This is a genomic window from Microbispora sp. H11081 (genome assembly GCF_012999535.1).
Classification (GTDB): Bacteria; Actinomycetota; Actinomycetes; order Streptosporangiales; family Streptosporangiaceae; genus Microbispora.
Genome location: NZ_JABBWV010000002.1, coordinates 749,908 through 773,442, shown reverse-complemented (window position 1 = coordinate 773,442; position 23,535 = coordinate 749,908). Strand labels below are relative to the sequence as shown.

Annotated in this window: 20 protein-coding genes; 13 read left to right on the top strand and 7 right to left on the bottom strand. The window is 69.6% G+C overall.

Annotation, left to right across the window (positions count from 1 at the left end; genetic code table 11):
• Window positions 1–52: 52 nt before the first annotated feature.
• Entirely contained in the window at window positions 53–3,301 is a 3,249-nt protein-coding gene (locus HHX31_RS08610; RefSeq protein ID WP_169946788.1) for an efflux RND transporter permease subunit, read from the bottom strand.
• A gap of 106 nt (window positions 3,302–3,407) precedes the next feature.
• Here HHX31_RS08610 and HHX31_RS08605 point away from each other — a divergent pair, with 106 nt between their 5' ends.
• Together HHX31_RS08605 and HHX31_RS08600 are read left to right on the top strand one after the other, a co-directional pair.
• Complete coding sequence (locus tag HHX31_RS08605) at window positions 3,408–4,004, top strand: MarR family transcriptional regulator (protein ID WP_311931679.1); 597 nt, start codon at window positions 3,408–3,410, stop codon at window positions 4,002–4,004.
• Between the two features lie 40 nt (window positions 4,005–4,044).
• Window positions 4,045–4,818, top strand: coding sequence for an SDR family NAD(P)-dependent oxidoreductase (locus HHX31_RS08600; protein ID WP_169946786.1), 774 nt, complete (start codon window positions 4,045–4,047; stop codon window positions 4,816–4,818).
• Window positions 4,819–4,894: 76 nt separating this feature from the next.
• On the opposite strand, the gene HHX31_RS08595 is transcribed toward HHX31_RS08600, so the two are convergent.
• Window positions 4,895–5,530 (bottom strand): LysE family translocator, encoded by a 636-nt coding sequence (locus tag HHX31_RS08595; protein WP_396710440.1) that lies wholly within the window; start codon window positions 5,528–5,530, stop codon window positions 4,895–4,897.
• A 247-nt stretch (window positions 5,531–5,777) separates the two neighbouring features.
• Here HHX31_RS08595 and HHX31_RS08590 point away from each other — a divergent pair, with 247 nt between their 5' ends.
• The 10 genes from HHX31_RS08590 to HHX31_RS08545 all read left to right on the top strand — a co-directional run bounded on the left by HHX31_RS08590 (window position 5,778) and on the right by HHX31_RS08545 (window position 15,067).
• Window positions 5,778–6,482 (top strand): VanZ family protein, encoded by a 705-nt coding sequence (locus tag HHX31_RS08590; protein WP_169946782.1) that lies wholly within the window; start codon window positions 5,778–5,780, stop codon window positions 6,480–6,482.
• Between the two features lie 260 nt (window positions 6,483–6,742).
• Window positions 6,743–7,288 (top strand): hypothetical protein, encoded by a 546-nt coding sequence (locus HHX31_RS08585; RefSeq protein ID WP_169946780.1) that lies wholly within the window; start codon window positions 6,743–6,745, stop codon window positions 7,286–7,288.
• A 250-nt stretch (window positions 7,289–7,538) separates the two neighbouring features.
• Window positions 7,539–9,611 (top strand): cellulose binding domain-containing protein, encoded by a 2,073-nt coding sequence (locus tag HHX31_RS08580; protein ID WP_169946778.1) that lies wholly within the window; start codon window positions 7,539–7,541, stop codon window positions 9,609–9,611.
• A 150-nt stretch (window positions 9,612–9,761) separates the two neighbouring features.
• Window positions 9,762–10,097, top strand: a complete 336-nt coding sequence (locus HHX31_RS08575; protein ID WP_169946776.1) for a hypothetical protein — start codon at window positions 9,762–9,764, stop codon at window positions 10,095–10,097.
• Between the two features lie 8 nt (window positions 10,098–10,105).
• Window positions 10,106–10,597, top strand: a complete 492-nt coding sequence (locus HHX31_RS08570) for a MerR family transcriptional regulator (protein WP_249345711.1) — start codon at window positions 10,106–10,108, stop codon at window positions 10,595–10,597.
• A 327-nt stretch (window positions 10,598–10,924) separates the two neighbouring features.
• Window positions 10,925–11,593, top strand: a complete 669-nt coding sequence (locus HHX31_RS08565; RefSeq protein ID WP_169946774.1) for a hypothetical protein — start codon at window positions 10,925–10,927, stop codon at window positions 11,591–11,593.
• 25 nt (window positions 11,594–11,618) lie between these two features.
• The gene (locus HHX31_RS08560) at window positions 11,619–12,659 is read left to right on the top strand and encodes a hypothetical protein (protein WP_169946772.1); all 1,041 of its coding nucleotides are present in this window, start codon (window positions 11,619–11,621) and stop codon (window positions 12,657–12,659) included.
• Window positions 12,660–12,750: 91 nt separating this feature from the next.
• Window positions 12,751–13,716 carry an ABC transporter ATP-binding protein gene (locus HHX31_RS08555; RefSeq protein WP_169946770.1) on the top strand — a complete coding sequence of 322 codons (966 nt, stop codon included), beginning with the start codon at window positions 12,751–12,753 and terminating at the stop codon, window positions 13,714–13,716.
• Window positions 13,713–14,510 carry an ABC transporter permease gene (locus HHX31_RS08550; RefSeq protein WP_169946768.1) on the top strand — a complete coding sequence of 266 codons (798 nt, stop codon included), beginning with the start codon at window positions 13,713–13,715 and terminating at the stop codon, window positions 14,508–14,510. The genes HHX31_RS08555 and HHX31_RS08550 overlap by 4 nt, the downstream gene beginning before the upstream one ends.
• Window positions 14,507–15,067, top strand: a complete 561-nt coding sequence (locus tag HHX31_RS08545; RefSeq protein ID WP_169946766.1) for a TetR/AcrR family transcriptional regulator — start codon at window positions 14,507–14,509, stop codon at window positions 15,065–15,067. The genes HHX31_RS08550 and HHX31_RS08545 overlap by 4 nt, the downstream gene beginning before the upstream one ends.
• Here HHX31_RS08545 and HHX31_RS35020 read toward each other — a convergent pair.
• From HHX31_RS35020 to HHX31_RS08535, 3 genes are all read right to left on the bottom strand, one after another.
• On the bottom strand, window positions 15,039–15,164 hold the full coding sequence (locus HHX31_RS35020; protein WP_283244410.1) for a hypothetical protein: 126 nt from the start codon (window positions 15,162–15,164) through the stop codon (window positions 15,039–15,041). The two genes, HHX31_RS08545 and HHX31_RS35020, sit on opposite strands and share 29 nt — an antisense overlap.
• A 122-nt stretch (window positions 15,165–15,286) precedes the next feature.
• Window positions 15,287–16,678 carry a group II intron reverse transcriptase/maturase gene (ltrA, locus tag HHX31_RS08540; protein WP_211589394.1) on the bottom strand — a complete coding sequence of 464 codons (1,392 nt, stop codon included), beginning with the start codon at window positions 16,676–16,678 and terminating at the stop codon, window positions 15,287–15,289.
• 829 nt (window positions 16,679–17,507) lie between these two features.
• Complete coding sequence (locus tag HHX31_RS08535; RefSeq protein WP_249345709.1) at window positions 17,508–18,185, bottom strand: DUF998 domain-containing protein; 678 nt, start codon at window positions 18,183–18,185, stop codon at window positions 17,508–17,510.
• A 294-nt stretch (window positions 18,186–18,479) separates the two neighbouring features.
• Between HHX31_RS08535 and HHX31_RS08530 the strand changes: the two genes are divergently transcribed.
• A complete protein-coding gene (locus HHX31_RS08530; RefSeq protein ID WP_169946762.1) occupies window positions 18,480–19,094 on the top strand; it encodes a TetR/AcrR family transcriptional regulator in 615 nt (204 codons plus the stop codon).
• A gap of 386 nt (window positions 19,095–19,480) precedes the next feature.
• Here the strand turns inward: HHX31_RS08530 and HHX31_RS08525 are convergent, their stop codons facing one another.
• Together HHX31_RS08525 and helR are read right to left on the bottom strand one after the other, a co-directional pair.
• The gene (locus tag HHX31_RS08525) at window positions 19,481–20,755 is read right to left on the bottom strand and encodes a SpoIIE family protein phosphatase (RefSeq protein WP_211589393.1); all 1,275 of its coding nucleotides are present in this window, start codon (window positions 20,753–20,755) and stop codon (window positions 19,481–19,483) included.
• 534 nt (window positions 20,756–21,289) lie between these two features.
• The gene (gene helR, locus HHX31_RS08520; protein ID WP_169946760.1) at window positions 21,290–23,452 is read right to left on the bottom strand and encodes an RNA polymerase recycling motor ATPase HelR; all 2,163 of its coding nucleotides are present in this window, start codon (window positions 23,450–23,452) and stop codon (window positions 21,290–21,292) included.
• Window positions 23,453–23,535 lie beyond the last annotated feature (83 nt).

Here is a 23,535-nt window from a genome sequence, read left to right as displayed (position 1 = left end):
AACAGTTCTTCGCAAACACTTGTTTGCGGCGGCCGGAAGCCGACCGCCGCGATCACTTGGCCGGTGTGAGGGCCTCCTCGCCGTACACGGTCAGGTCGCCCTCGCCCGGCGCGGACGGCTTCGGCGTACGGCGCGTGCGCTCCTTCAGCCGCTCCACGATCGTGTAGAGCGTCGGCACGAGCACCAGCGTGAGCAGCGTCGAGGAGATCAGGCCGCCGATCACGACGATGGCCAGCGGCTGGGAGATGAACCCCCCGGAACCCGTCACACCCAGCGCCATCGGCGTGAGCGCGCAGATCGTCGCGATCGCGGTCATCAGGATGGGGCGAAGCCGCCGCCGGCCGCCCTCAATGACCGCCTCCACCACGCCCAGCCCCTGCTCGCGATACTGGTTGATCAGGTCGATCAGCACGATCGCGTTGGTGACCACGATGCCGATCAGCATCAGCATGCCGATCAGCGCGGGCACGCCGAGCGCCGTGTCGGTGGCCAGCAGCAGCCCGATCGCCCCGGTCGCCGCGAACGGGATCGACACCAGCAGGATCAGCGGCTGCACCAGGCTGCGGAACGTCGCCACCATGATCATGAAGACGATCGCCACCGCGAGCAGCATGGCCAGCCCCAGGTCCGCGAACGCCTCCTGCTGGTCGGAGCTCGCGCCGCCGATCTCGTACGTCACCCCCGCGGGCAGCGTCACGGTCTTCAGCGTGTCGGTGACCTTGGCGGTGATCGCCCCCAGGTCGGACGCGTCGGCGGTGCCGGACACCGTCGCCGTGCGGCTGCCGTCCTGCCGGGTGATCTGGGTCGGCCCGTCGGCCTTCACCACGTCGGCGACGTCGCCGAGCCGCACGATGCCCGTCGCCGTGGGAATCGCGAGCTTCCTGATCGCCGCGATGTCCTCCGGCCCGTCACCGCCGGCGCGCAGGATCACGTCGCTGGAGTGGCCGTCGACGTCGACGGAGCCGACCGGCGCGCCGCGGAACGCCTGCGCGACGAGTTGCCCGATCCCGGCCTCGGTCAGGCCGCGCGCGGCGGCCTTCTCCCGGTCCACGTGCACCTCGACCCGGGGAATGCTGTCTTCCAGGTTGGAGGTGACGTCACGCAGCCCGTCCACCCCGGCCATGGCGTCACGTACGGCGGTGGCCGCTGTCTTCAGCGCGGCCTGGTCCGAGCCCTGCACGATGACCTGAACCTGGTCGGTGTTGAACCCGCCTCCGCCGCCGCCGACCGTGATGTCGCCGACGCCCGACAGCGTCTTGATCCGGTCCCTGAGCCGATCCTCAAGGGCGGTGGTGTCCGCGCCCTCCTTCAGCGTCACCGAGAACGACGCTCGGTCGGAGCCGCCGCCGACCCCGCCGAGGAAACGGTTCCCGCCGCCGACCGTCACCTGGTAGGACTCCACGTCCCCGTCGGCCTCCAGCACCGCCTCGACCTTCCCGGCCGCCGCGTCGGTGGTCGCCAGGTCGGTCCCAGCCGGCATCCGCTGGCTGATCTGCGTGGTGTCGTTGCCCGAGTTGTCGAGGAAGTTGGTCTTCAGGTTGGGCGCCAGCGCCATTGTGGCGGCGAACACCAGGAAGCCGATCAGCAGTGTGACCACGCGCCGCCGGGTCGCGAAACGCAGCACGGGAAGGTAGAGCCGCTGCAGCGGGCTGCGCAGTTCCCTGCGCTCGGCGTCCTCGCGCACCGCCTGCGCCTCCTGCGGCGTGAGCGCGGGGGCCTTCAGGAACCAGTACGCCAGGACCGGGATGACGGTCAGCGAGACCAGCAGCGACGCCAGCAGCGCCACGGTCACCGTGATCGCGAACGGGCTGAACAGCTGCCCCACCATTCCGCCGACGAAGGCGATCGGCAGGAACACCGCGACCGTGGTGAGCGTGGACGCGGTGACCGCGCCCGACACCTCGCGCACGGCCGTGAGGATCGCCCGGCGTTTCTCCTCGCCGTACGCGAGATGGCGCTTGATGTTCTCCAGCACCACGATCGAGTCGTCGACCACCCGGCCCACCGCGATCGTCAGCGCCCCCAGCGTCAGCAGGTTCAGCGAGTAGTCGCCGATCCACAGCGCGATCAGCGCGATCACCACCGACAGCGGGATCGACACCGCGGTGACCAGAGTCGAGCGCACCGACAGCAGGAACACCAGGATGACGAGCACGGCGAACACCAGGCCCAGCAGGCCCTCGGTCGTGAGGTCCTCGATGGACCGCTCGACGTACGGCGCCTGGTCGAACACCACGGTCAGCTCGGCGGTGTCGCCCAGGGCGCGCGTCAGGTCCGGAAGGGCGTCGTTCACCGCGTGGGAGATCTGGACGGCGTTGCCGTCGGGCACCATCGTGATCGACACACCCAGGGACGGGACGCCGTTGGTGCGGGTGAGCGTGGTCGCGGCGGCGTCCTCGACCTTGATGTCGGCCACGTCGCCGAGCTTGACCGGCTTCGGGCGGGCCGCGGCGGCCTGCGCCGCGCCCTGGCTCGCACCCTGCGCAGCACCCGCACCCGCACCCGCACCCTGCCCCGGGCCCGCGCCCGCACCGCCGGGCCGGGCCGCTGCGGGCGCGGCGGCCGGGGTCAGGTAGAGGTCCCCGAGGTCCTCCACCGAACGCACCGGGTCGCCGATCTGCACGGTCAGCGACTTGCCGTCCTCGGTCAGCGTGCCAGCCGGGATGGACACCCCGTTCGCGCGCAGGAGGTCGGGGATGGCCGCGGCCGACAGCCCCAGCAGGGCGAGCCTGCCCTGGTCCGGGGTGATGACGACCCGCTGCTCGCGGGCGCCGCTGACAGTGACGTCGCGCACGCCCTCGATCGACTGCAGCTCCGGCACCATGATCTTCTCGATCTTGTCGGCCATGGCCTGCTGGTCGCCGCCGTCGCCCACCGCGAGCGCCATCACCGGGATGTCGTCGGTGCTGCCCGCGATCACCTGCGGATCGACGTCGGCCGGCAACTGCGCCTTGACGCGGCTGACCGCCTGCTGCATCTTCCCGATCATCTGGTCGATGTCGGTGCCGAACTCGTAGGCCACCTGCACCTGCGCCACCCCCTCGCGGGAGGTGGAGGTGATGCCGGTGACACCGGCGATACCCTGGAACGCGCTCTCGATCGGCTTGGTGACCTGCTCCTCCACGATCTCAGGAGCGGCGCCCGGATACGACGCCACCGTGAACGCGGCGGGGAACTCCAGCGAGGGGAAGAGCTGTTGCTTCAGCGAGGGGATCGCGAACAAGCCGAAACCCGCGAGCACCACCGTGATCATCATCACGAGAGTGCGGTTGGCGAGGCTCAGCCTGGCCAGGGAGGTCATCCGGGCTCCTGACATGGGGAGGAGAGTGTCCGGGCAACCCTAACACTTCGCGCTATGCGAACATTCAGCCGTCGCATTAACGACTGGTAACCTCTCCGCTCGAGAGGTGACAGTGAACGACAGCCCAGCCGAGCGCCGCACTACAACCGGCGCGGCGGCCGCCCCCTGCCCGCAGCACGACCCCCCCACCACTCCGGCGAGGACGACCCCCCGGCACGACGCCGGGGAGGACGCCGGGGAGGACGCCGAGCGCGGGCGCATCATCGCCCGCCTCGCCGACCAGCAGCGCAGCATGGGCCGGCTCTTCGCCCGCGACCGCTCCATGCCGCTGCTCGCCTCCACCCTCACGATGCAGCAGCTCAAAGTCGTCATGTTCCTGTCGTTCGCCGGATCCGCCTCCGGGCAGGAACTGGCCCGCTTCCTCGGCGTCGGACTGACCACCGTCACCGGCATCGTCGACCGGATCGTCGCCCAGGGCCTGGCCCGCCGCCACGAGGACCCCCACGACCGCCGCGTACGCCGCGTCGAGCTCAGCGAGGACGGGCGGCGGCTCACCAGCGAGATCATCGAAGCCGGGACCGGCGGATACGTCCGCCTCCTGCGGCGTCTCGACACCGAGACCCTGCGCACCATGGAGACCGTGATGCGCAAGATCGAGGACGCGATGCGCGACATGCACGCCGACGACGACGACGGCGCCTGACCCCGCTCCCCGGACGGTCTCGCTGCTACCTTGCGGCGGTATGCCGACCTACATCCAGGAACTCTTCTCCCTCGACGGCCGGGTCGCCCTGGTCACCGGCGGCAGCTCCGGCATCGGATACGCCATCGCCGAGGCGCTCGGCTGCGCCGGCGCCGCCGTCGTCCTGGTCGCCCGCCGGCCCAAGGAGCTCGCCGAGGCCGTGGGCGGACTCCGAAACCGCGGCGTCCGCGCGGCGGCGATCAGCGCCGACCTCGCCGAGCGCGCCGGCGTCGCCCGCGTGTGCGACGAGGCGGACGGGTTCTTCGGCGCGGTCGACATCCTCGTCAACGACGCCGCCAACAACATCCGCAGGCCCATGGGTGAGCTGACCGCCGACGACTACGACCAGACCATCGCCGTCAACCTGACCGCGCCTTTCCTGCTCGGGCAGCACTTCGGCCCCCGCATGGCCGCCCGGGGCCGGGGCCGCATCATCAACATCGGCTCCCAGCAGTCCATCAGCGCCTTCGGCGACAGCGGCGTGTACGGCGTCGCCAAGGCCGCCGTCTGCGGGCTGACCCGTTCCCAGGCCGAGGCGTGGTCGGCCCACGGCGTCACCTGCAACACGATCATCCCCGGTTTCGTGCTGACCCCGCTGACCGCGCCGGCCCAAGCCGTCCCCGGGCGGGTCGAGCAACTGGCCGCCCGCTCCATGACCGGACGCAACGGCCTCCCCGACGACTTCCGCGGCCTGGCCGTCTTCCTCGCCTCCGACTCCTCGGCGTACGTCACCGGCCAGGCCATCTGCGTCGACGGGGGCTTCAGCGTCCACTAGGGGAACGGGCCCCGGCCCTTGCCGCTCCTCAAAGGCACCGGAGGTGTGCCAGCCCCCGCGCGTCCACGCCCGGCCGTCATCGGCCCTCCACCGCGACACGGACGCCGAGGGCCACCAGCACCGCCCCCGACGCCTGTTCCAACCGGCGGCGCACCGCGGGCCTGGCCAGAACCGCGCCGGCCCGGCCCACCAGCCAGATCACCCCGACATACCAGATCACGTCCACCACCACCCACAGCACCGCGAGCGCCGCCAGCGTCAGCGGCGTGTTGGCGCCATGCGGTACGAACTGCGGCAGAAACGACATCGCGAACACCGCAGCCTTGGGGTTGGCGCCACAGGTGGCGAGTCCCAGGCCATACGAACGACGCCAACCGCCGACCGGTCCCGCCTCGTCGGCCGGCGGCACCGGCGCGTCGAGGACCGGCGGGGCGTGCCGGGCCTTCCACAGCGATTGAAGGCCCATCAGGACCAGAAGCGCCGCGCCCACCGCCTTCATCGTGCCGTACGCGACCTCGGACGCCACGACGAGCGCGGACAGACCGAACACGGCTGCCATGGACCACAGGAAGATACCGGTCTCGTTCCCGAGCAGCGCGGCCACGCCGGAGGACCGCCCGGCTCTGAGCGTCTGCCGCAGGATCACCGCGGTGCTCACACCCGGGATCATCGCGAGCAGGAAGCAGGAGCCGACGAACGCGAGCCAGATCACACGGGACATCGTCCGGGCCCCGGCCGAGCGACCGCAACCGCTTTAACCGGCCGCGTCGCCAGGGCCGCGTCGTCACGGCCGCGTCGTCACGGCCGCGTCGTCACGGCCGCGTCGTCACGGCCGCGAACGAGGACCCTGCGGCAGCGGCGCGCGGCGAACAGGACGACGACGCCGAGCGAGCGCGTATCGCGGACGTATGGAGAATCGCATACGCCCCGGTGACGGCCCTCCGGCTTCGATAGGGGGCATGCACCACAGCGAATCGCTCCCGGCGCCGTCCCGCCGCACACGCGGAATCATGCTCGCCGGCCTGGTGGTCCTCGCCCTGGCGGGCCTGGCGTACGTCGTGCGGCGGCCGCTCCTGATGGCCGCCCCCACGTGCCTGTCCGGGCGGTGGCACGGCTGCTACGACACGGAGAACGGCGTGCTGCTCATGATGCTGGTCGCGCTGCCGGCCGCCGCGCTGGTGGCGTGGGCGCTGGCGCGCCGCAGACGAGCGGCCGGCGTCACATCGCCGTGGCGGACGGCGCTGGCCGATGTGGGCATGCTCTACTGGACGGTGCCGTTCGTGTGGCTCACGATGATGCCCGGCCCGGGGGCCGGCATCGTCCCCGGACGGGTGAGCCTGGTCCCGCTGCGGGACCTGGCGACCATGGGGCCGCTCGGCATCGGCGGCAACCTGCTAATCTTCGCCGCGCTGGGGTTCTTCGCCCCGATGCGGTTCGCGGCCCTGGCGTCCGTGCCGCGGATCCTGGCGCTCGGGGCAGGCTGCTCGGTCGTGATCGAGACCGCACAGTACGTCCTGCGGCTGGACCGGGTGTCCTCGGCGGACGACGTGCTGCTCAACGCCGCCGGCGCCGTGCTCGCCGCGCTGGCCTCGCGCCGCTGGTGGAACGCCACGACCGAGGCGCTCCCCGACCGGCCTCTCCCCTCCCCCGCGCGGGCCGGCTGAGACGGACGGCACCGCGGTCTGATGCCTGAAGCCGGCCGCTGCCGGCGCGTGCCACCGGTCGCGGGCGGCCGGGAACAGCCCAAAGGACCGGCAATGACCTGCGCCGATCTCCACCAGTGCCGCTGCGGCCGGCGCCCGGGCGGGTATGTGCCTCACGCCCGGCGGCACGGACGAGCGACAGCGAACGCCGGGGAAGGACCAGGAAGGCACACAACGAGATGTCCCGCTCCCGCGTACGCGGCCCGCGCAGCAGCAAGGTCTTGGCGACTGCCCCCACGACCCGGCGGCTGACCCTGGCCGCACTTGTGATCATGGTAGTGGGGAGCGCCGCCGCGCAGCCCGCGTCCGCCCGCGTCGCCCCGCGGCATCCGCAGCAAGGGCTCACAGCCTTCCGAGCCCCCGGTCCCGGCGGAGGAGGCGGCGGCCAGGTGATCAGCGGAGGGCTCGCGGGCGGCGCTCAGGCTCAGTCCGGCCAGGGCTACTCCAACCAGAGCCTGACCGGCGTCATCAGCCCCACCTTCGTGCAGGGACGGGCTCAGCAGGCCATCACCGACCAGGGCGGGTTCGAGGTGCAGTCCACCTACTGCGGATCGGAGCCGGACAGCTGCCTCGTCGGACAGAACATGCCGGTCCGCCAGTGGGGGTCGACGTCCGGCGTCGCGCAGCCCGGCATGTCGCAGCCGGGAGTCGCGCAGCGCGGCCGGCAGCGGCCGGCGGCGACCGGCGCCGTCAAACGACGCGATGGCCGGATCTCGCACCCCACCCGCCGATCAGCAGGCGCTCTCCCCGCTCGTCGGCACGGGTGAGGACCACCTCGGTCACACCGGCGCGGACCAGGGACTCCTCCCCCGGCGGCACGCCGGACGCCTCCCGCCGCGGCCGGCCCGGGCGCGGCGGGCTGAACCGCCCGTGAAACCGTGCGCGACCGGCCCATGAAAGTTGCACGCCCCGCCTAACTCGACCGCAGCTCACGGCCGTGCCCGAGGGCGCCCGCTTGACCGCTTCAGACGTCCTGATCACGATCACCTGGCGAGATCCTCCAGGAAAAGGGACGTTATGAGCACCCTGCGCACAGCCAGGCCGGCGTTCGCGCTCCTCATGGGCGCGGCGGTGACCGCCCAGCTCCTCACCGGCGTACCGGCCGCGTCCGCCGACACCCCGGCCGAGGGCACGCCCGTCAACGTCACCGTCAACACCCGCGCGGGCCTGGCAGCGGCGTCGGACACCGCCGTGGGCGCCAACCACGCGATCTGGGACAGCCACCTCGGCACGGACGAGACGGCCGACCTCCTCAAGGCCGCCGGCGTGAAGATGCTGCGCTACCCCGGAGGGTCGTACGCCGACATTTACCACTGGAAGACCCACACCGCCCCCGGCGGTTATGTCGCCCCCGGCACCGACTTCGACACCTTCATGAGCGGGGCCAAGCGGACCGGCGCGCAGCCGATCATCATCGCCAACTACGGCACCGGCAGCGCCCAGGAGGCCGCCGACTGGGTCGAGTACGCCAACGTCACCAAGAAGTACGGCGTCAAATACTGGGAGATCGGCAACGAGAACTACGGCAACGGCCACTACGGCGCCGAGTGGGAGGCCGACGACCACGCCGACAAGAGCCCGTCCGAGTACGCCAGGAACGTGGTGGCGTACTCGGACGCGATGAAGGCAGTCGACCCGACCATCAAGATCGGCGCTGTGCTCACCACCCCCGCCAACTGGCCCGACGGTCTCGTCGCCGCGGATGACCAGGGCACCTGGAACGACACCGTCCTGTCGATCGCCGCCTCGAAGATCGACTTCGTCATCCTGCACTGGTATCCCCCGCAGAACGGCGTCGCCGACGTCCTCACCAAGACCGCCCACATCCCCGACATGATCCACATGGTGCGCGGGCAGATCGCCAAGCACGCCGGCGCCCGCGCCGGGGACATCGGCATCGCCATGACCGAGATCAACAGTGGAGTCGCGCCGAACACCCAGCCCGGCGCGCTGTTCGCCGCCGACGCGTACGCCGGCCTCATGGCGCAGGGCGTCTTCACCATCGACTGGTGGAACGTCCACAACGGCGCCGGCACCATCAGCACCGTCGCCGGCCACACCGACTACGGCGACTTCGGCATGCTGTCCAACGCCACCTGCTCCGGCGACACCTGCGAACCACCGCTGAACACGCCGTTCGCCCCCTACCACGCACTCTCCATGATCAGCTCGTTCGCCCGCCCCGGCGACCGGTTCGTCCGCGCGGCGACCGACGACCCGATGGTCGCCGCGCACGCCGCACGCCGCCCCAACGGCGACCTCGCCGTCCTGCTCATCAACCGCGATCCCGACGGCGAACGCCAGGTGAAGATCGGTTACGCCGGGTTCACCCCCGCCGGCGGGGCGCCCACGGTGCTGACCTTCACCAACGGGGCCACCTCGGTCAGCACCGGCCAGGGCGGCACCGCGACGACCCAGACGCTTCCGCCGTACTCGCTGACCACGCTGGTGCTGCACTCCGCCACCAGCAGCGCCGGCGCCCCCGCCGCCCCCGGGCAGCCCACCGCGAGCGCCGTCACCGACACCACGGCCACCATCTCCTGGCCCACCGCCGCGCCGGGCGCGAGCCCCATCGCCAAGTACGAGATCCACCGTCAGAGAGGCGCCGTCACAGAACAGCTCGGCGAGACCCCCGGCACCTCCTTCACGGTCCACAACCTCGTCCCCGGCACTCGCCAGACGGTCAACGTGATCGCCCGTGACACCGCGGGCCGCGTCTCCTGGGCGTCGCCGCCGCTCACCTTCACCACCGGCACGCCCGGCACGAGCTCCTGCTCGGTACGCCTGCGGGACACCAACGACTGGGGCAACGGGTTCGTCGGCAGCGTCGACATCACCAACACCGGCACCGCGGCCGTCGACGGCTGGACCCTCCACTTCACCTGGCCCACCGGGTGGCAGACCGTCAGCAGCGGATGGAGCGGCAACTGGCAGCAGAACGGGACCTCGGTGACGGTCACCAGCACCCAGGACAACGGCAAGCTCGCACCCGGCGCGAGCACCTCGATCGGCTTCGTCGGCGCCTACAGCGGCCCCAACGTGCTGCCGACCGCCTTCACCCTCAACGGCGCCGTCTGCACCGCCCAATGACCCATGAGTGAGGAGGAGCCGCTGGACCTGCTTCGGCCTCGGTAACGAGGCTGATCATCTCCAGCGGCCCTCAGGCTCCGGGGCGGATTCCGGCCGTACGCCATCAAAGGGCTTGCATTCGGTACCCGGGTACAGGTTTACCGTCGAGGTATGACACGCAACGTCTCCCTCGACGTGGAGTGGGTCCCCTCCGCCTGCACGCTGCCCAACGCCGAGCGACCGCTTCGCGTGGCCGAGTTCGACGCCTTGTTCGCCAACGCGGTGCGGGGTGTGGCACGACCCGAGCACACCCGGCTGCGACTGGAACTCGTCTTCAGCCCGGACAACGCCGCCCGGGCCGCCGAACTGGCCGCCCGCGAGAACGGCTGCTGCTCCTTCTTCACCTTCACCCTCACCATCGCCGATGGCGGCCTGGCGCTGGAGGCGACCGTGCCGGTCCAGCATGTCGGCGTGCTGGACGCTCTGCAGGCCCGCGCTCTGTGCTGAGGAAGACGATGGCGATGGACCGCGAGCACCTGCTCGCCGATCAGGTGTCCGCCGAACTGCAGGGCTCAGGCAGGCCGTACCTGCGCAGCGGGCAGGTTGCCGAGCGAGCCGGCGTCAACCCGCAGACGCTGCGCTACTACGAGCGCCGCGGGCTCATCGCCGAACCGGCGCGCAGCCCGGGCGGGCACCGCGCCTACCCGCCCGAGACCGTCACCCTGCTGACCGTGATCAAGGCAGCGCAGCGGCTCGGCTTCACCCTGAAGGAGGTGGCCGAGCTGATCGACACCGGACGGCGCCGCCACCCCACCCCCGACCTGCGCGAGCGCGTCCAGGAAAAGATCGCCGAGGTGGACGCGCGGATCGCCGACCTGACCACCATCCGGCGCGCGCTCGGCGCGGTGGCCAGCGCCGGTTGCGACAGCCTGACCCACTGCACCTGCCCCGACTGCCCTCTGCCGTTCGCCGACATGGCCACGAGCCGTATCCCCGAGGAGAACTGACCGCAGTCGAGCGCCTACCACGACCCGCGCGCCCGGCCAGGCCCGTACCGGTGACCCTGTCCGCCCCCGGTTTTCGCTGGTTTAGGGGGTTTTGGATTGTCGAGTGTCAGTATTGCCTCAAACCCAGCACCTTTACAAAGTAGATCAAAGACTATGTTCTCCGCCTGAATGCCGGACTCGGCAAGTGGCCTGGTTGCCATCGCCGTCACCCGTACGCCGACCGGCTCGCTCACCTCCGGGTCGAGCCTGGTGCGGGCATCGACGCCCACGTCTCCCCTGCGCCCACCCGCCACCAGAAATGTCGTAGCCGCCCTGTTGGATGGCCCGATGACCGCTGCTGACCTCGCTCGAAGACTCCCTTCCATCGCCACCGTCCGGAAGCTGAGCCAGTCGTATGCCGTCCTGGACGCGATCCTGAGCGCCGGCGAATACGCCTGCTACTCCTTCGACCGGCGATGGGGTCCGCATGAGGAACTCGCTTCCATGACCAACGGCAGCGGGGACGAGTACTCGATCGTCTTCGCCGCAGGCGGCGTGTTCATCCGGGGCTTCGATCACGAGTCGCCGATGAGCCCTTATGGGGATGACGGCTACGGCCCATGGCCGGGGCTCGTCGACTCGGTCCCGTCAGAGTTCGCCGCCTACGTGACCGAGCCCGCCTTCTGTCACGATGCCGGCACCGGACCGTTTCTCGCGGCCACGGTGTGCCTGTGGCGTGGTCACGACGATGCGGCATGGCAGACCGGTGCCCTCGACTACCCCGAGACCGACGATCCTGATGGCGCTACCTATCTGTTCGACCTCCTGTCCGCGCAGACGCCCGAGGTCTACTGCGACTACGCCTCGGACTACTTCGGCCGGACGGTCGACCCATCGGATGTCACGGCCATCTTCGACCACCGCGAGATCACCCCCGACCTCGTCCGACGCCTCAACCCCGGGATCGGCCTGGCAGATCTCGCAGAGGCGCTCGACACCATCGGCTACAGGTGTTGAGAAGCGAATCGGAAACGGGCGGCTGATGAGCACTTCGGATCTCGTGGTCGACATCGTGGCCAGGGGGAACGTCCTGGGGGCCGACCACACGTGCAGCCCCGACCAGGTCGACCGGATTCTCGGGATCACGTCGGCGGAGAACCGGCACCGACGACAGATGTGGCGCGACTACGGCCTGGTCGACTTCTTCTGGGAACAGGGCCCTGGAGAGGAGAACTGGCGCGGCACCCACTTCACCGTGCAACTCCATCGGCTCGGCTCGGCCGGTCCGCAGGTAGCGGCCGGCCCGATCGAGAAGGAGTACGGCCCACTCCAGCCGCACCTGCCGTTCCACGCGCTCCGCACGGCCCTCGCCGATCTCGGCATCGACCTCGTCGAACTTCCCACCACGAACGTGGAATTCCGCGAGTACTGGCAACCCGAGTCAATGGTGTCGCTCCTGGTCACCGATGACCGGCTTGATGGTGGCGTCTACGCCGTCACCGCGCCACTGCGCGCCGAGACCGCAGCGCGGCGCACCTCGGATCCTGCTCCCGGCGGACACCGCATCGACCATCTCCTGCAGGCCACCGCATCCCAACGGCAGGCTTGGCTCAACCGGCATCGAAGCAAGGGCGTCGACGCCCCCAACTGGTGGTTGTCGCTGTTCCTCCACATCGAGGCCACGGTGAACAACCGATCCGACCAGCGAGCCGAAGCCGCGCGACTGTACATGTGGGCCGTCCGGCAGGCCCACAAGACGGGAACCTTCTCCGACGCCGAGACCGCGATCCGCATCGCGTCCTTCAGCACGGCCCGCCACGTCAGGGGCCACAGCGACGACCTGGCCGGCGTCCTTCCAGCGCCCGAAGCCATCGTCCGCGCCTGCCTCGACGCCCTGCCGATCACCCTCGACCAAGCTCAGACGCCCTGCCGGCCGAGCCTCGACGACCTCGACGCGATACGCGCGAGCCGCCAGGCCAAGAACCTGATCAACCTGGCCGCTCCCCACCTGGATCGGCTCCACGGTCCGCACCTCGCCGCGGAGCTCAACGCCTGGATCACGGCGATGCCGAACCTGGCCTGACCGGCCGCTGGTCGACCTGCGCTGATCCATGAGTTCAGCAGACCCGCCACCCGATTCGGGCAACCGCCCTACCGATAGGTAGGCTGCCGGCATGGTCGGCGAAAACTCTGTCCGCATAGCGGGCCTAACCAAGCGGTACGGCGAGCGAACGGTCCTCGACGGGGTCTCCCTGGACATCCGGCGGGGCGGCCGTACGGTTGTCCTTGGTCCCAACGGGGCCGGGAAGTCCACGTTGCTGGAAGTCGTCTCCACGGTGCGCACTCCGACGTCGGGGACGGTCGTGGTGGAGGGGCACGACGTCATGACCGACGTCCGGTCGGCACGGCGGCTGATCGGGATGGCCCCACAGTCCAACGCGCTCGATCCGCTGGCGACGCCGGTGGAGGTGCTGGAATTCCAGGGCGTGGCCCTGGGCCTCGGCAGGCAGGCCGCGCGCCGCCGGTCAGGCGAGCTGGTGGAGCTGTTCGGGCTCGGCGAGCACCGGGCCACGCGGATCGCGAAACTGTCGGGCGGGACCCGCAGGAAGGTCGATCTCGCCGTCGCCCTGGTCGGAGAGCCCTCGCTCATCGTGCTCGACGAGCCCACCACGGGTCTCGACCCGCTCGCCCGGATCGAGTTCTGGGCGGAACTCAAACGGCTGAGCACGGCGGACGGGTCGCGGACACTCCTGATCTCGACCCAGGACCTGCACGAGGCGGAGGTGCTGGCCACCGACATCGTCGTGCTGCGCGAGGGCGGGGTCGTCGCGCACGACTCACCCGAAGCGCTCAAGAACCGCGTCGGCGTACGCACCCTGACGCTGACCCTGGACACCGACGAGGCGGCACACCGCCTGGCCGAGGCCACCCGTGCCGGATTCGTCCCGGAGCCCGGCGGTCCGGCCATGGTCCGGCTCTCGCTCCCCGGTGACCCCGCCGTGCTCCGCGCGGCGCTGGACGACGTCGGCGCCGTCGCGGCGTCCGTCGAAGAGCTGCGCCTGACCGGCCCGTCACTCGACGACGTCTTCGCCGCCCTCACCACACCGGCGACCCGCCTCGACGAGAAGGAGCCGGCATGACCACCGCCGTCCTCGCCGTACGTGCCCGCCGCGCCGCGGCCCTACCCGTGACCGTCGCGGCCACGGCGCGAGCCCTGCGCACCGTGCTCCGTTCGCCCGCGCTCCTGATCAGCCCCATCGCCCAATCGCTGTTCTTCCTGCTGATCTACTCGGGACAGCTCGGCCAGGTCGGCGCCGGCTATCTCGGCGGCCGGTCCTTCATCGCCTTCCTCCTTCCGCTGATCCTGCTCACCGGCGTCGCGACCGGCGCCGGCGCCGCGGGAACGCTGACCGTGAACGACCTCACCAGCGGCTACCTCGACCGGCTCCGGATCGCGCACGGAACGGCCACCCCGTTCCTCACCGGCACGGTTCTGGCCACCATCCTCGCCGTCACCGGTGAGGGCCTCCTCACCGTCGGCGGCGCGATGGTCGCCGGATACCGGCCGAGCACATGGGCGGGGGCGCTCGGGATGCTCGGGGTCATGCTGGTCCTCGGCGTCACGGTCGCCCTGTTCAGCGTCGCCGTCGCCGTTCGCACCTCCTCCTCGTCGGCCGCCGGGCTCGTCACGCTGGTCTTCTTCGGGCTGTCGTTCTTCACCGGCGTGTTCGCTCCCGTCAGCGAGCTAACCGGCTGGATGCGGGCGATCGCCACGGTCAACCCGCTCACGTACGTCGTCGAAGCCGCCCGGCAGATCGAGAGCGGCCTCGCCCTTTCCGCCGGCCCGGCTGCCACGATCTTCCTGACCACGCTGGCCGTGGCGGGGTTCGTCGCGTGCGGCCTCGCCCTCCACCACGCCCGGAGTAACCGATGACCACCACCGACACCCGCACTCTGCTCATGGACGCGTTCAGCGACCAGCTCGCCGCGGTCGGCTACTCCGGCATCTCCCTCGTCGGCGTCGCACGTACCGCCGGAATCCGGAAGCCGTCGATCTACCACCACTTCCCCGGCGGCAAGGAGGAGCTCTACGCGTCGGTGGCGACCCGGTTCATCGACACCGCGCACGCGCGGATCGCCGACGCGCTGGCCTCCGGAACGACCTTCGAGGAACGCCTGGCGGCACTCGTCCGGGCCGCTGCGGAGCACGCGGGCGCGACGATCTCGTTCGAGCAGCGCGTCTACGACGCGCTCGACCTCGTGAGCGCCTCCACCAGGAACCGCATCTCCACGCGCTACGTCGAAGCCCTCCTTTCCCCCGTCGTCGCCCTCTTCAGGGAGGCGGTCGGGGAAGGCCGCGTCACCGGAGACCCGGAGTTCCTCATGAACGCCTTCCTCCACCTCGCCCGCGCAGTAGATCTCTCCTCGGACGACGACGCGCCGCGGATCGTCGACCTCTTCCTCAACGGAGCGCGTCCCCGAAACCGGTGAGGACGACGATCCGCCCGGTCGCCCGGGTCATCGCGACGTAGCGGTCGACGTCGCCATCGGCCTTGACGATCTCGTTGGCGCGGCGCAGCTCGCGCACCGCGCGCTCTCGGTTGAGTCGGCCTGGAGCGCGGTACTGGGATTACTCCCGGCCCGTTTCTCCAGGCCGCTCTCCGAACCCGCCGTGCGCCTCTCAGCGCAGCGGGCTCTCCACGGTCTCTGTCAGGTGGGATCTGGAACCCACAGGTTGGGGATCTTGGTGCCGCGGTAGCGATACCGGGTGACCGGAATAGCCTCTATCCGCATCATCGTGATCTCGCCCCCTGTGATCGGTAACCACCGCCCGGTTGGGGTGGTGAACCTCTTGCGGACGTCCTTCCAATTCCAGCGGTGCCGCTTGGCCAGCATGCGGATCACTCGCCTCCAGGCGAAGCGGTCCAGCATGCCGAAGACGCTCTTGGCCACGGCGTGCTTGAAGTAGTTGGCCCACCCGCGCATGATCAGATTGAGTCTGGTCAGCACGTGTCCGAGATCCTGTTGCGATGTCCTGCGGGTCAGGGCACGAATCTTCGCCTTCAGCGACCGGATCGGCCGGTTGTCGATGAAGGTGTAGACGTGCCACTGGCTCGTCCCCCGCTTGCGGCGCCATTGGATGCGGAACCCCAAGAAGGAGAATCCCTCGCTCATGTGCACCACCTGGGTTTTGGCCTCCGACAAGCGCAGGCCCAACCCGGCGAGGGTGGTGGCGATCTGTTCCCGCAATGCCTCGGCATCGTGCTGGTTCCCATACACCAGCACGGCGAAATCATCCGCATAGCGGATGAGTCGCCAGGTCGCCAGGCCCTTGCGGCGGCGGGTAATGCGTCGGCTTTCGGTGGACATGACCCCGCCGTCCTTCCATGGCCCAGTCAGGTGCTCATCCAGAGCCGTGAGGGCGATATTGAAGATCAGCGGGGACAGGATGCCCCCTTGCGGCGTACCGGTGTGCGTTTCCTGATGCTCGTTAAGTTCGGTCATGATCCCGGCTTTGAGAAACGCCTTGACCAGCCCCAGTACGCGTTTGTCCTTAACACGGCCTCGTACCCGATCCATGACGGCCGAGTGTGAGACATTGTCGAAGGCCGCCTCGATATCCGCATCCAGCACCCAGCGGTAGCCGTGAGTGCCGAAGTGGTGGATCTCGGCGATCGCATCCTGGGCGCGCCGTTTGGGCCGAAACCCGTACGAGACCGGCTCGAAATCGGCCTCGAAGATCGGTTCCAGCACCAGCTTCAGCGCCGCCTGGACAACCCGGTCCGCCACGGCTGGGATACCGAGCTTACGCAGCTTCCCCGACCCACCCGGCTTCGGGATCTTCCTCTCCCGCACCGGCAATGGATCGAACGTGCCTGCCTTCAGCTGGGCACGCAGGTCGTCCAGGAAATCCTCGACGCCAATCAGCTCTTCGACGTGGGCGACCGTCAAACCGTCCACGCCCGGGCTGCGCGCACCGAGGTTCATCGCGACCCGGTCGAACGCCACGAGCAGCGTGGCCGGGTCATGCACGAAATTAAACAGGTCATCAAACCGGCGGCCGGGATCTGCCGCCGCCCACTGATGAAGTTTGGTCTGCATCTCCGATACCTTCCGGCGCGGTCCTATCGCGACCTCGGCCGGCCAGGCACCCTCATTCGAGGATGCATCTTTCGGCATTGCAGCATCCTTCCCTTCGCGAAACCGCTGCCGCCCTTTCCCATGTGACCGGCTCTCCCGGCCTCGGAGTACTACGGCGGCTCCGCCCCACCCGGCCCATTCAGCGGTCGGTGCACCTATCCCAATCGGCCAACGACAACGGCCCGGGACCGGTACCAGGTGGTTCCCACGTTCACTGATGTTCGTTCGACGGAGGAGGAGCCCGACTCTGTCCCAGCGGCATCGCCATAAGTACGCCGCAGACCTTCCCTATGGCCTCCCAAGCGGACGAGTTAATACCCGCCTGGAAGCTCCCGCCGTGTCATATCCGGCGGGACGCACCGCGTCCGACCCTTATCCGCCAGATTTGAGTCGGCACCCCAGTTGAAGGACGTAATCACGCCGGTTCCTCGCGTACTCCTTTCCGTCACGCTCGCCGGGCCCGCGCCATCTGGCAGTTCTGCCACGCCCCGGCTTTGTCAGGGCTGCTCCCACCCTCCCCGGCACCACCCAGGGCGGGCTTCCCTCAGCTTCAGCGCCCTGCTGCGACAGGACACAGGAGGAGGTCTTCCACCTCCTCGCGAACCATCAGCGCCTCGTGGCGCACAAGCTCTTGGGGGTACTTCCTCGGGGCTGGCATCGTGACGTGATTCTCCCTTCCGCCAGCAGATGATGCTGGCTTCAGGGCCTCCACGAAAGTCGGAGTGGTTCACTCGAAGAGTTCGGCGTCAGGCTGCCATTTCCGTGGTGCCGGAGGGCGCAGGGGGTGCGTTCACGTCTTCCGCTTCCAGATCGACGCTCCAGCGCAGATGAGGCCGATCAGGAACGGGTGAACGGCACCGCGTTCGATGAGGCCGATGATGCCGATGGGGGTGTCGCCCGCGGTAAAGATCATCGCGAGGTAGAGCACCATCGAAAGCAGACCGATCACGCCGACCGTGATCAGTGCTCGCCCCATTCGCGGAGAGATGCCGATGCGCCGCCACCTGCTTCCGAGCACGATGGCCAGCGCGTTCCCACCGACGAAGCCGGCGAAGGCTCCCATGCTGTGGTACTCGCCGGTGCCGTTGTTGAGTGCCTCGCCAGATCCGGGAAACAGCGCGAGCAGGACGCCGCCGACGGCCAGCAGCGTCGCGGGGGCGAGCATGGCCCAACGGCGGCCGTCCGACAGATCGCGCAGCGTGGCCACTCCGGCCAGGATCGTGATCCCGAAGAGGAGGAATCCGGCGTTCATTACCCAGGCCAGGGGCGAGTACATGTACTGCCCGAACAGAGTCGAGGGCCCGTGAACTCCGAGGTTGCTGATGAAATGGTGCGTGTAGCTGTAGGCGGGGTCGGTCCACGCTGCGGCGGCGACGAACTCCCCGAACAGGAAGATCGCCGGCCCGGCGACGAGCAACGCTCCCGCCAGTCGGCGCTGCGCAGGCAGGCGCACGTGGGAGGCAGGCATCTCGCGACTTTTAGACCGTGAGTCAATTGCTTCGGACATGGTCGGGTCCCTTTCTGGTAGCCGGGGTTGGCGGGAGGGCCCGCCGGAGATTGACGCGGCTCGCTTGTGCCTGCGAGTCCCGATCGGCGGCGGCCGGGGAGGCCGAGCGGCTGGGCTAAGACCTCATGGCCAGGAGCCGGGTAACCGTCAACGAGTACGCCATGAGCGAGAACCTCTAACTTCACTCACTAACTAACTACATCGAGACTACTTTTACTGTCAATATCCTTAGTGTTCGGGTGTAGAGTATGCGCCATGGTGGACGCAGCGACGGCGGGGCGACGTGAGCGCAAGAAGGCGGCGACGCGGGCGGCGATACTAGAGGCGGCGACGACGCTTTTCCTCGCACGCGGCTTCGATACGGTGACTGTGCGCGAGATCGCGGATGCGGCCGATGTGTCGCCCAAGACGGTCTTCACACACTTCCCACACAAGGAGGCGCTCGTCTTCAGTGACGAAGGCGAGCGGCATGAACGCCTGATTGCTGCGGTGAGTGGCCGCATGGCGGGGACCTCGATCTCCGACGCGCTGAAGGCTCACTACCTCGCCGAAATCGCCATGCTCAAATCCGAGCCGCAGAGCCGAATACTCGCTCTCATGGAGGAGACGCCGGCTCTGGTCGACTACGCGGAGAAGATGTGGTTGCGCCACGAGGATGCCTTGGTCGCGGCGATCACCGAGGAATTCGGGCTGGAGGAGCCAACCGAAGAGATCCGCTTCTACGTCCGGTTTGCCCTGCAGATTCAGCTCATGGCCAGCCGTGAGCCCGATCCAGCGGCGGCCATCGATGCGGGGTTCCACCTTCTCGATAACGGGTGGGCGCCCTACGGCGAGGCTGGAGGGGATAAGCGCAGCCGCAAGGAGTCGTGAGCCGCCGCCATGGGGCAACTGAGGAGGAGAGAGTCTCTAGGCCAAGGCCTCACGGAGCGGCGGCGCCCCATCGGGCCCGCCGCTCCGGCGTCGTGGCCAGGGCACCGAGGGCCTCTTTCTCCGGACCGTAGATGCGGCGGATGTTGGCGAGTTGCTGGTCGCGAGACTGGCCGGATTGACCTTCTCCGGACCTCAAGTGCCCAAAGGGGCCGATAATCTCGCCCGACGAGCAACGGCGCGAAAGTGGCGACGCGTGTTCATCTACCGACCGCATCTCGGACGCGCCACCACCCGGATCGGAACGGCGAGTCCGGTAAGCGCGCCTCGACGCCTCGCTAACCACTGACCGTTCCGTTGCTGCATCTTGATTCCGGACCACACCCTTGTTACAGGCGGAGGATGACCAGGACAGTGTCGTCGGTGGCACCGGCAGGTGGGATCAGGTCGGCCAGGAGGGCGTCGGCGAGTGCTTCAGGGGCTGCGCCCTGGTGGCGGGTGAGGGAGTCGGCAAGCCGGGCCTCGCCGACATCGAGGCCCTCACCGCGGCGTTCGATCAGCCCGTCGGTGTACAGCACAAGGGTCGCCCCCTCGGTGAAGGCGGTCTCGGCCTGGATGCGGGGGAAGGGTTCAGGGCGGGCACCGAGCGGAGGATCGGTGGCCTGGTCGAGGAAGTCCACCGCGCCGGCGGGATTTAGCAGGGCTGGCGGAAGGTGGCCAGCGCTACTGTAGGCGATGGTGCGCTTGGTGCAGTCGATGATGCACAGGACCGCCGTGGTCGACTCCGCGCCATCGACCGAGCGAGCGTACAGGTCGAGGGCGTGCAGGGCCTGGGCGGGGCCGTCGGCGACGCGGGAAGCGGCGCTGAGGGCGCTGTGTAGCTGGCCCATGACGCCAGCGGCGGCCAGGCCGTGACCGACGACGTCGCCGACGGCTACCGCGATGCGGTCGCCAGGCAGGTCGAACAGGTCGTACCAGTCCCCGCACACGTTCAGGGCCCCGACCGCCGGGCGGTAGCGCACTGCTGAGCAGTGATGTCTCAAAGGCCTAGGGGCGGGCAGCATTGCCCGTTGCAGGCTCAGGGCGACTTCCCGTTCACGGGCGTGGGCCTGGCGCAGCCGTTCGGTGACCTCCTGCAGTTCTCGGGCCCGGGTGAACAGCTCGGCCTCCAGTGCCGTCATTTGGCCTCCGCCGCCTCGGCCACTGCGGGTGCGGATCAGCTCGGTGATGTCTTCCTCCCGGTGAAGCAGCAGCACCACGCGCCCATCCGGGTCCAAGATGGGGACGTTGATCGGGCTCCAGTACCGTTGCTCCCAGATCCCGGGCCGATCCGGGTACTCCACGTCGTACCGGTGCAACGTCATGGCGTCGCGGTACCCGGTGGTGGCCACCCACCGCAGTGAATCCTGCAGCTGGCGCATGCCTGTCACGGTGGGGTTCTTGGGGTCATCGGGGAAGACATCAGCCAGGTGGCGGCCCACCACCTGGTCACGGGCGCGGCCCATGATGCTCAAGAACGCCTCATTGACGTCGGCGTACACCAGGTCTGTGGTGAACAGGGCCACCGCGGTTGGCAGTGCCTGGAATACCGCCTCGTAGTCGATCTCCGATGCTTTCACCATGCCACCTGCCCGTGACGCCATGTCAGTCACCTGCTCTTTCACGATAAGCACCGGCGGCCTTCGGGCAGGTCCAAGGGTGAGGAACCAGCGGACAGTGGTTATCGCGATAAGAACTTAACCGGCATGCCTGCAAAGTAGGCCCCACCGGCAGACGGATCACCCACAGCGATCAAGCCGTTACAAGATCCCCGCCTATTCGACGCTCCACCCGGATCGGAACGGCTAGTGGCGGTAAGCCGCGCCCCGACGCCTCGCTAACGCCACTGACACATCGTCCGCGCCTGCCTGGACGCCCTGCCGATCACCCTCGACCAAGCTCAGACGCCCAGCCGGCCGAGCCTCGACAACCTCGACGCGATACGCGCGAGCCGCCAGGCCAAGAACCTGATCAACCTGGCCGCTCCCCACCTGGATCGGCTCCACGATCCGCACCTCGCCACGGAGCTCAACGCCTGGATCACGGCGATGCCGAACCTGACCTGACCGGCTGCGCGTTCTCATCCCGCCCTACTCTGGACAGCTCGGCCAGGTCGGCGCCTGCTGGATGCGGAGCGCCGCGGATCGTCGACCTCTTCCTCAACGGAGCGCGTCCCCGGAACCGGTGAGGACGACGAGTCGCCCGGTCGCCCGGGTCATCGCGACGTAGCGGTCGACGGCGCCTTCGACGCCCTCGCCGAACCTGTCCGGGTCGACGAGGACGACGAGGTCGAACTCGAGCCCCTTCGCCAGCTCCGGGGTCAGCGACCGGACGCGGGAGGTCTCCCGGAAGGCGGGGTCGCCGATGACGCAGGCGACCCCCTCGGCGTGCTCGGCGGCCCAGGCGTCGAGGATCGCGCCCAGGTCCGAGGCTGGCCCGTAGATGACGGGCAGGCCGCTGCTCCGGATGGAGACCGGCACGTTCGCGTCGGGGAGCACCGCCCTGATGACCGGCTCGGCCTCCGTCATGACCTCCGCGGGCGTCCGGTAGTTGATGCTCAGGGTGGCCAGGCCGACCCGGTCGAGCCCGATCCGTTCGAGCCGTTCCCGCCACGACTCGGTGAACCCGCGCCTGGCCTGGGCGCGGTCCCCGACGATCGTGAAGCTCCTGGACGGGCAGCGCAGCAGCAGCATCTGCCACTCCGCGTCGGTGAGCTCCTGGGCCTCGTCCACGACGACGTGCGCGAACGGACCGGCGAGCGCGTCCGGCTCCGGGCCGGACAGCGCGGTCTCGTCGACCAGTGCGTCCTGCAGGTCCTGTCCGCGGAGCATCGACATCACGAGCATCTCGGAGTCGTCGGCCTCGATCAGATTCTCGGCGACGCGCGCCATGTGCTCGCGCTGGGCGGCCACGGCGGCGTCACGCCTGCGCCTGCGCCGGGACGCCTCCGGATCACCGAGCCGTTGCCGCGCCGCGTCCAGGAGCGGCAGGTCGGAGATGGTCCACGCCTGGGGGTCGGCACGCTGCAGCTTCCGTACCTCGTCCGGGCCCAGCCAGGGCGCGCACAGCCGCAGATAGGCGGGCACCGACCACAGGTCTCCGACGAGGTCGGCCGCTTCGATCAGCGGCCACGCGCGGTTGACGGTCGTGAGCAGCTCCCTGTCGCGCAGCAGCGACCTGCGGACCAGCTCGGCCGGCGCTTCGTCGTCGTACTTGTCCACCAGGATCGCGACCAGCTCCTCCACGATCCGGTCACGCGCCTCGTTGTGCGGGGTGCCGGGGTCCGGCGCGTCGAACGCCTCGGCCCAGTCGTCGGGGCTCACCCGGACGTCGCCCCAGGGAGTCGTGAGGGTCATCGCCTCGGTGGGCGGGTTCTCGTGGAACCTGACGGCGGGCTCGATCGCCTTCACCATGTCCGCGGACGACTTCAGGCGTGCAACGTCCGGGTCGGTCTCGGCCGTCGCCGTGGCGCCCTCGGCGACGAGGTTCCGCAGGGTGCAGGTCCGCACGCCCTCCTCGCCGAGGCTGGGCAGGACGTCGGCGACATAGGCGAGGTAGGGCTGGTGGGGGCCGACGAACAGTACGCCGCCCCTGCGGTGGCCGAGGCGGGGGTCGGAGTAGAGGAGGTAGGCGGCACGGTGCAGGGCGACCACGGTCTTGCCCGTGCCCGGGCCGCCGTCGACGACGAGAGCGCCCCGGGAGTCCGCGCGGATGACGGCGTCCTGGTCGGCCTGGATGGTGCCGAGCACGTCCCGCATCCGCCCCGACCGGCTGCCGCCGAGGCTGGCGATGAAGGCCGACTGGTCGTCCAGCGCGGCGTGTCCTTCCAGCCCGTCCGGGGTGAACACCTCGTCCCAGTAGTCGCTGACCCGGCCGCGGGTCCAGCGGTACCTGCGGCGGCTCGCCAGCCCCATCGGGTTGGCGTGGGTGGCTCCGAAGAACGGCTCGGCGGCCGGGGAGCGCCAGTCGAGCAGCAGCCGGCGTCCCGTGCCGTCGGTGAGGCCGAGCCGTCCCACGTACACCGGCTCGGAGCCGTCCGCGCCGACCATGCGGCCCAGGCACAGGTCGAGGCCGAAGCGGCGCAGCACCCGCAGCCGGGAGGTCAGCCGGTGGATCTCCAGGTCGCGGTCCAGCGCCCGCTGCCCCTGGCCGCCGGGCGCCCTGAGCTCGGCGTCGAGACGGGCGGACAGCTCGGCGATCGACTGGTCGAGAGTCCGCGCGACGGCGGCGAGGTGCCGCTCGTCAGCGGAGATCAGCGCCGGGTCCGCCTTGTGCGAGAGGCGTTCCGGCAGGTCGAACGCGCTGGTGGTCAAAGGATTCACGTCATGAGCTCCGATCTGGGCGCGCCGTGCGACCGTGACGCACGACGGCGCGCGCACGCGCCTCGCGTCCCCCGTTTCCGCAG

Excerpts from the sequence above, each read along its gene's own strand:
- HHX31_RS08610 (WP_169946788.1), bottom strand. The coding sequence starts at position 3,301 with ATGACCTCCCTGGCCAGGCTGAGCCTCGCCAACCGCACTCTCGTGATG.
- HHX31_RS08600 (WP_169946786.1), top strand. The coding sequence starts at position 4,045 with ATGCCGACCTACATCCAGGAACTCTTCTCCCTCGACGGCCGGGTCGCC.
- HHX31_RS08590 (WP_169946782.1), top strand. The coding sequence starts at position 5,778 with ATGCACCACAGCGAATCGCTCCCGGCGCCGTCCCGCCGCACACGCGGA.
- HHX31_RS08580 (WP_169946778.1), top strand. The coding sequence starts at position 7,539 with ATGAGCACCCTGCGCACAGCCAGGCCGGCGTTCGCGCTCCTCATGGGC.
- HHX31_RS08575 (WP_169946776.1), top strand. The coding sequence starts at position 9,762 with ATGACACGCAACGTCTCCCTCGACGTGGAGTGGGTCCCCTCCGCCTGC.
- HHX31_RS08570 (WP_249345711.1), top strand. The coding sequence starts at position 10,106 with ATGGCGATGGACCGCGAGCACCTGCTCGCCGATCAGGTGTCCGCCGAA.
- HHX31_RS08565 (WP_169946774.1), top strand. The coding sequence starts at position 10,925 with ATGACCGCTGCTGACCTCGCTCGAAGACTCCCTTCCATCGCCACCGTC.
- HHX31_RS08560 (WP_169946772.1), top strand. The coding sequence starts at position 11,619 with ATGAGCACTTCGGATCTCGTGGTCGACATCGTGGCCAGGGGGAACGTC.
- HHX31_RS08555 (WP_169946770.1), top strand. The coding sequence starts at position 12,751 with ATGGTCGGCGAAAACTCTGTCCGCATAGCGGGCCTAACCAAGCGGTAC.
- HHX31_RS08550 (WP_169946768.1), top strand. The coding sequence starts at position 13,713 with ATGACCACCGCCGTCCTCGCCGTACGTGCCCGCCGCGCCGCGGCCCTA.
- HHX31_RS08545 (WP_169946766.1), top strand. The coding sequence starts at position 14,507 with ATGACCACCACCGACACCCGCACTCTGCTCATGGACGCGTTCAGCGAC.
- ltrA (WP_211589394.1), bottom strand. The coding sequence starts at position 16,678 with ATGCAGACCAAACTTCATCAGTGGGCGGCGGCAGATCCCGGCCGCCGG.
- HHX31_RS08535 (WP_249345709.1), bottom strand. The coding sequence starts at position 18,185 with ATGCCTGCCTCCCACGTGCGCCTGCCTGCGCAGCGCCGACTGGCGGGA.
- HHX31_RS08530 (WP_169946762.1), top strand. The coding sequence starts at position 18,480 with ATGGTGGACGCAGCGACGGCGGGGCGACGTGAGCGCAAGAAGGCGGCG.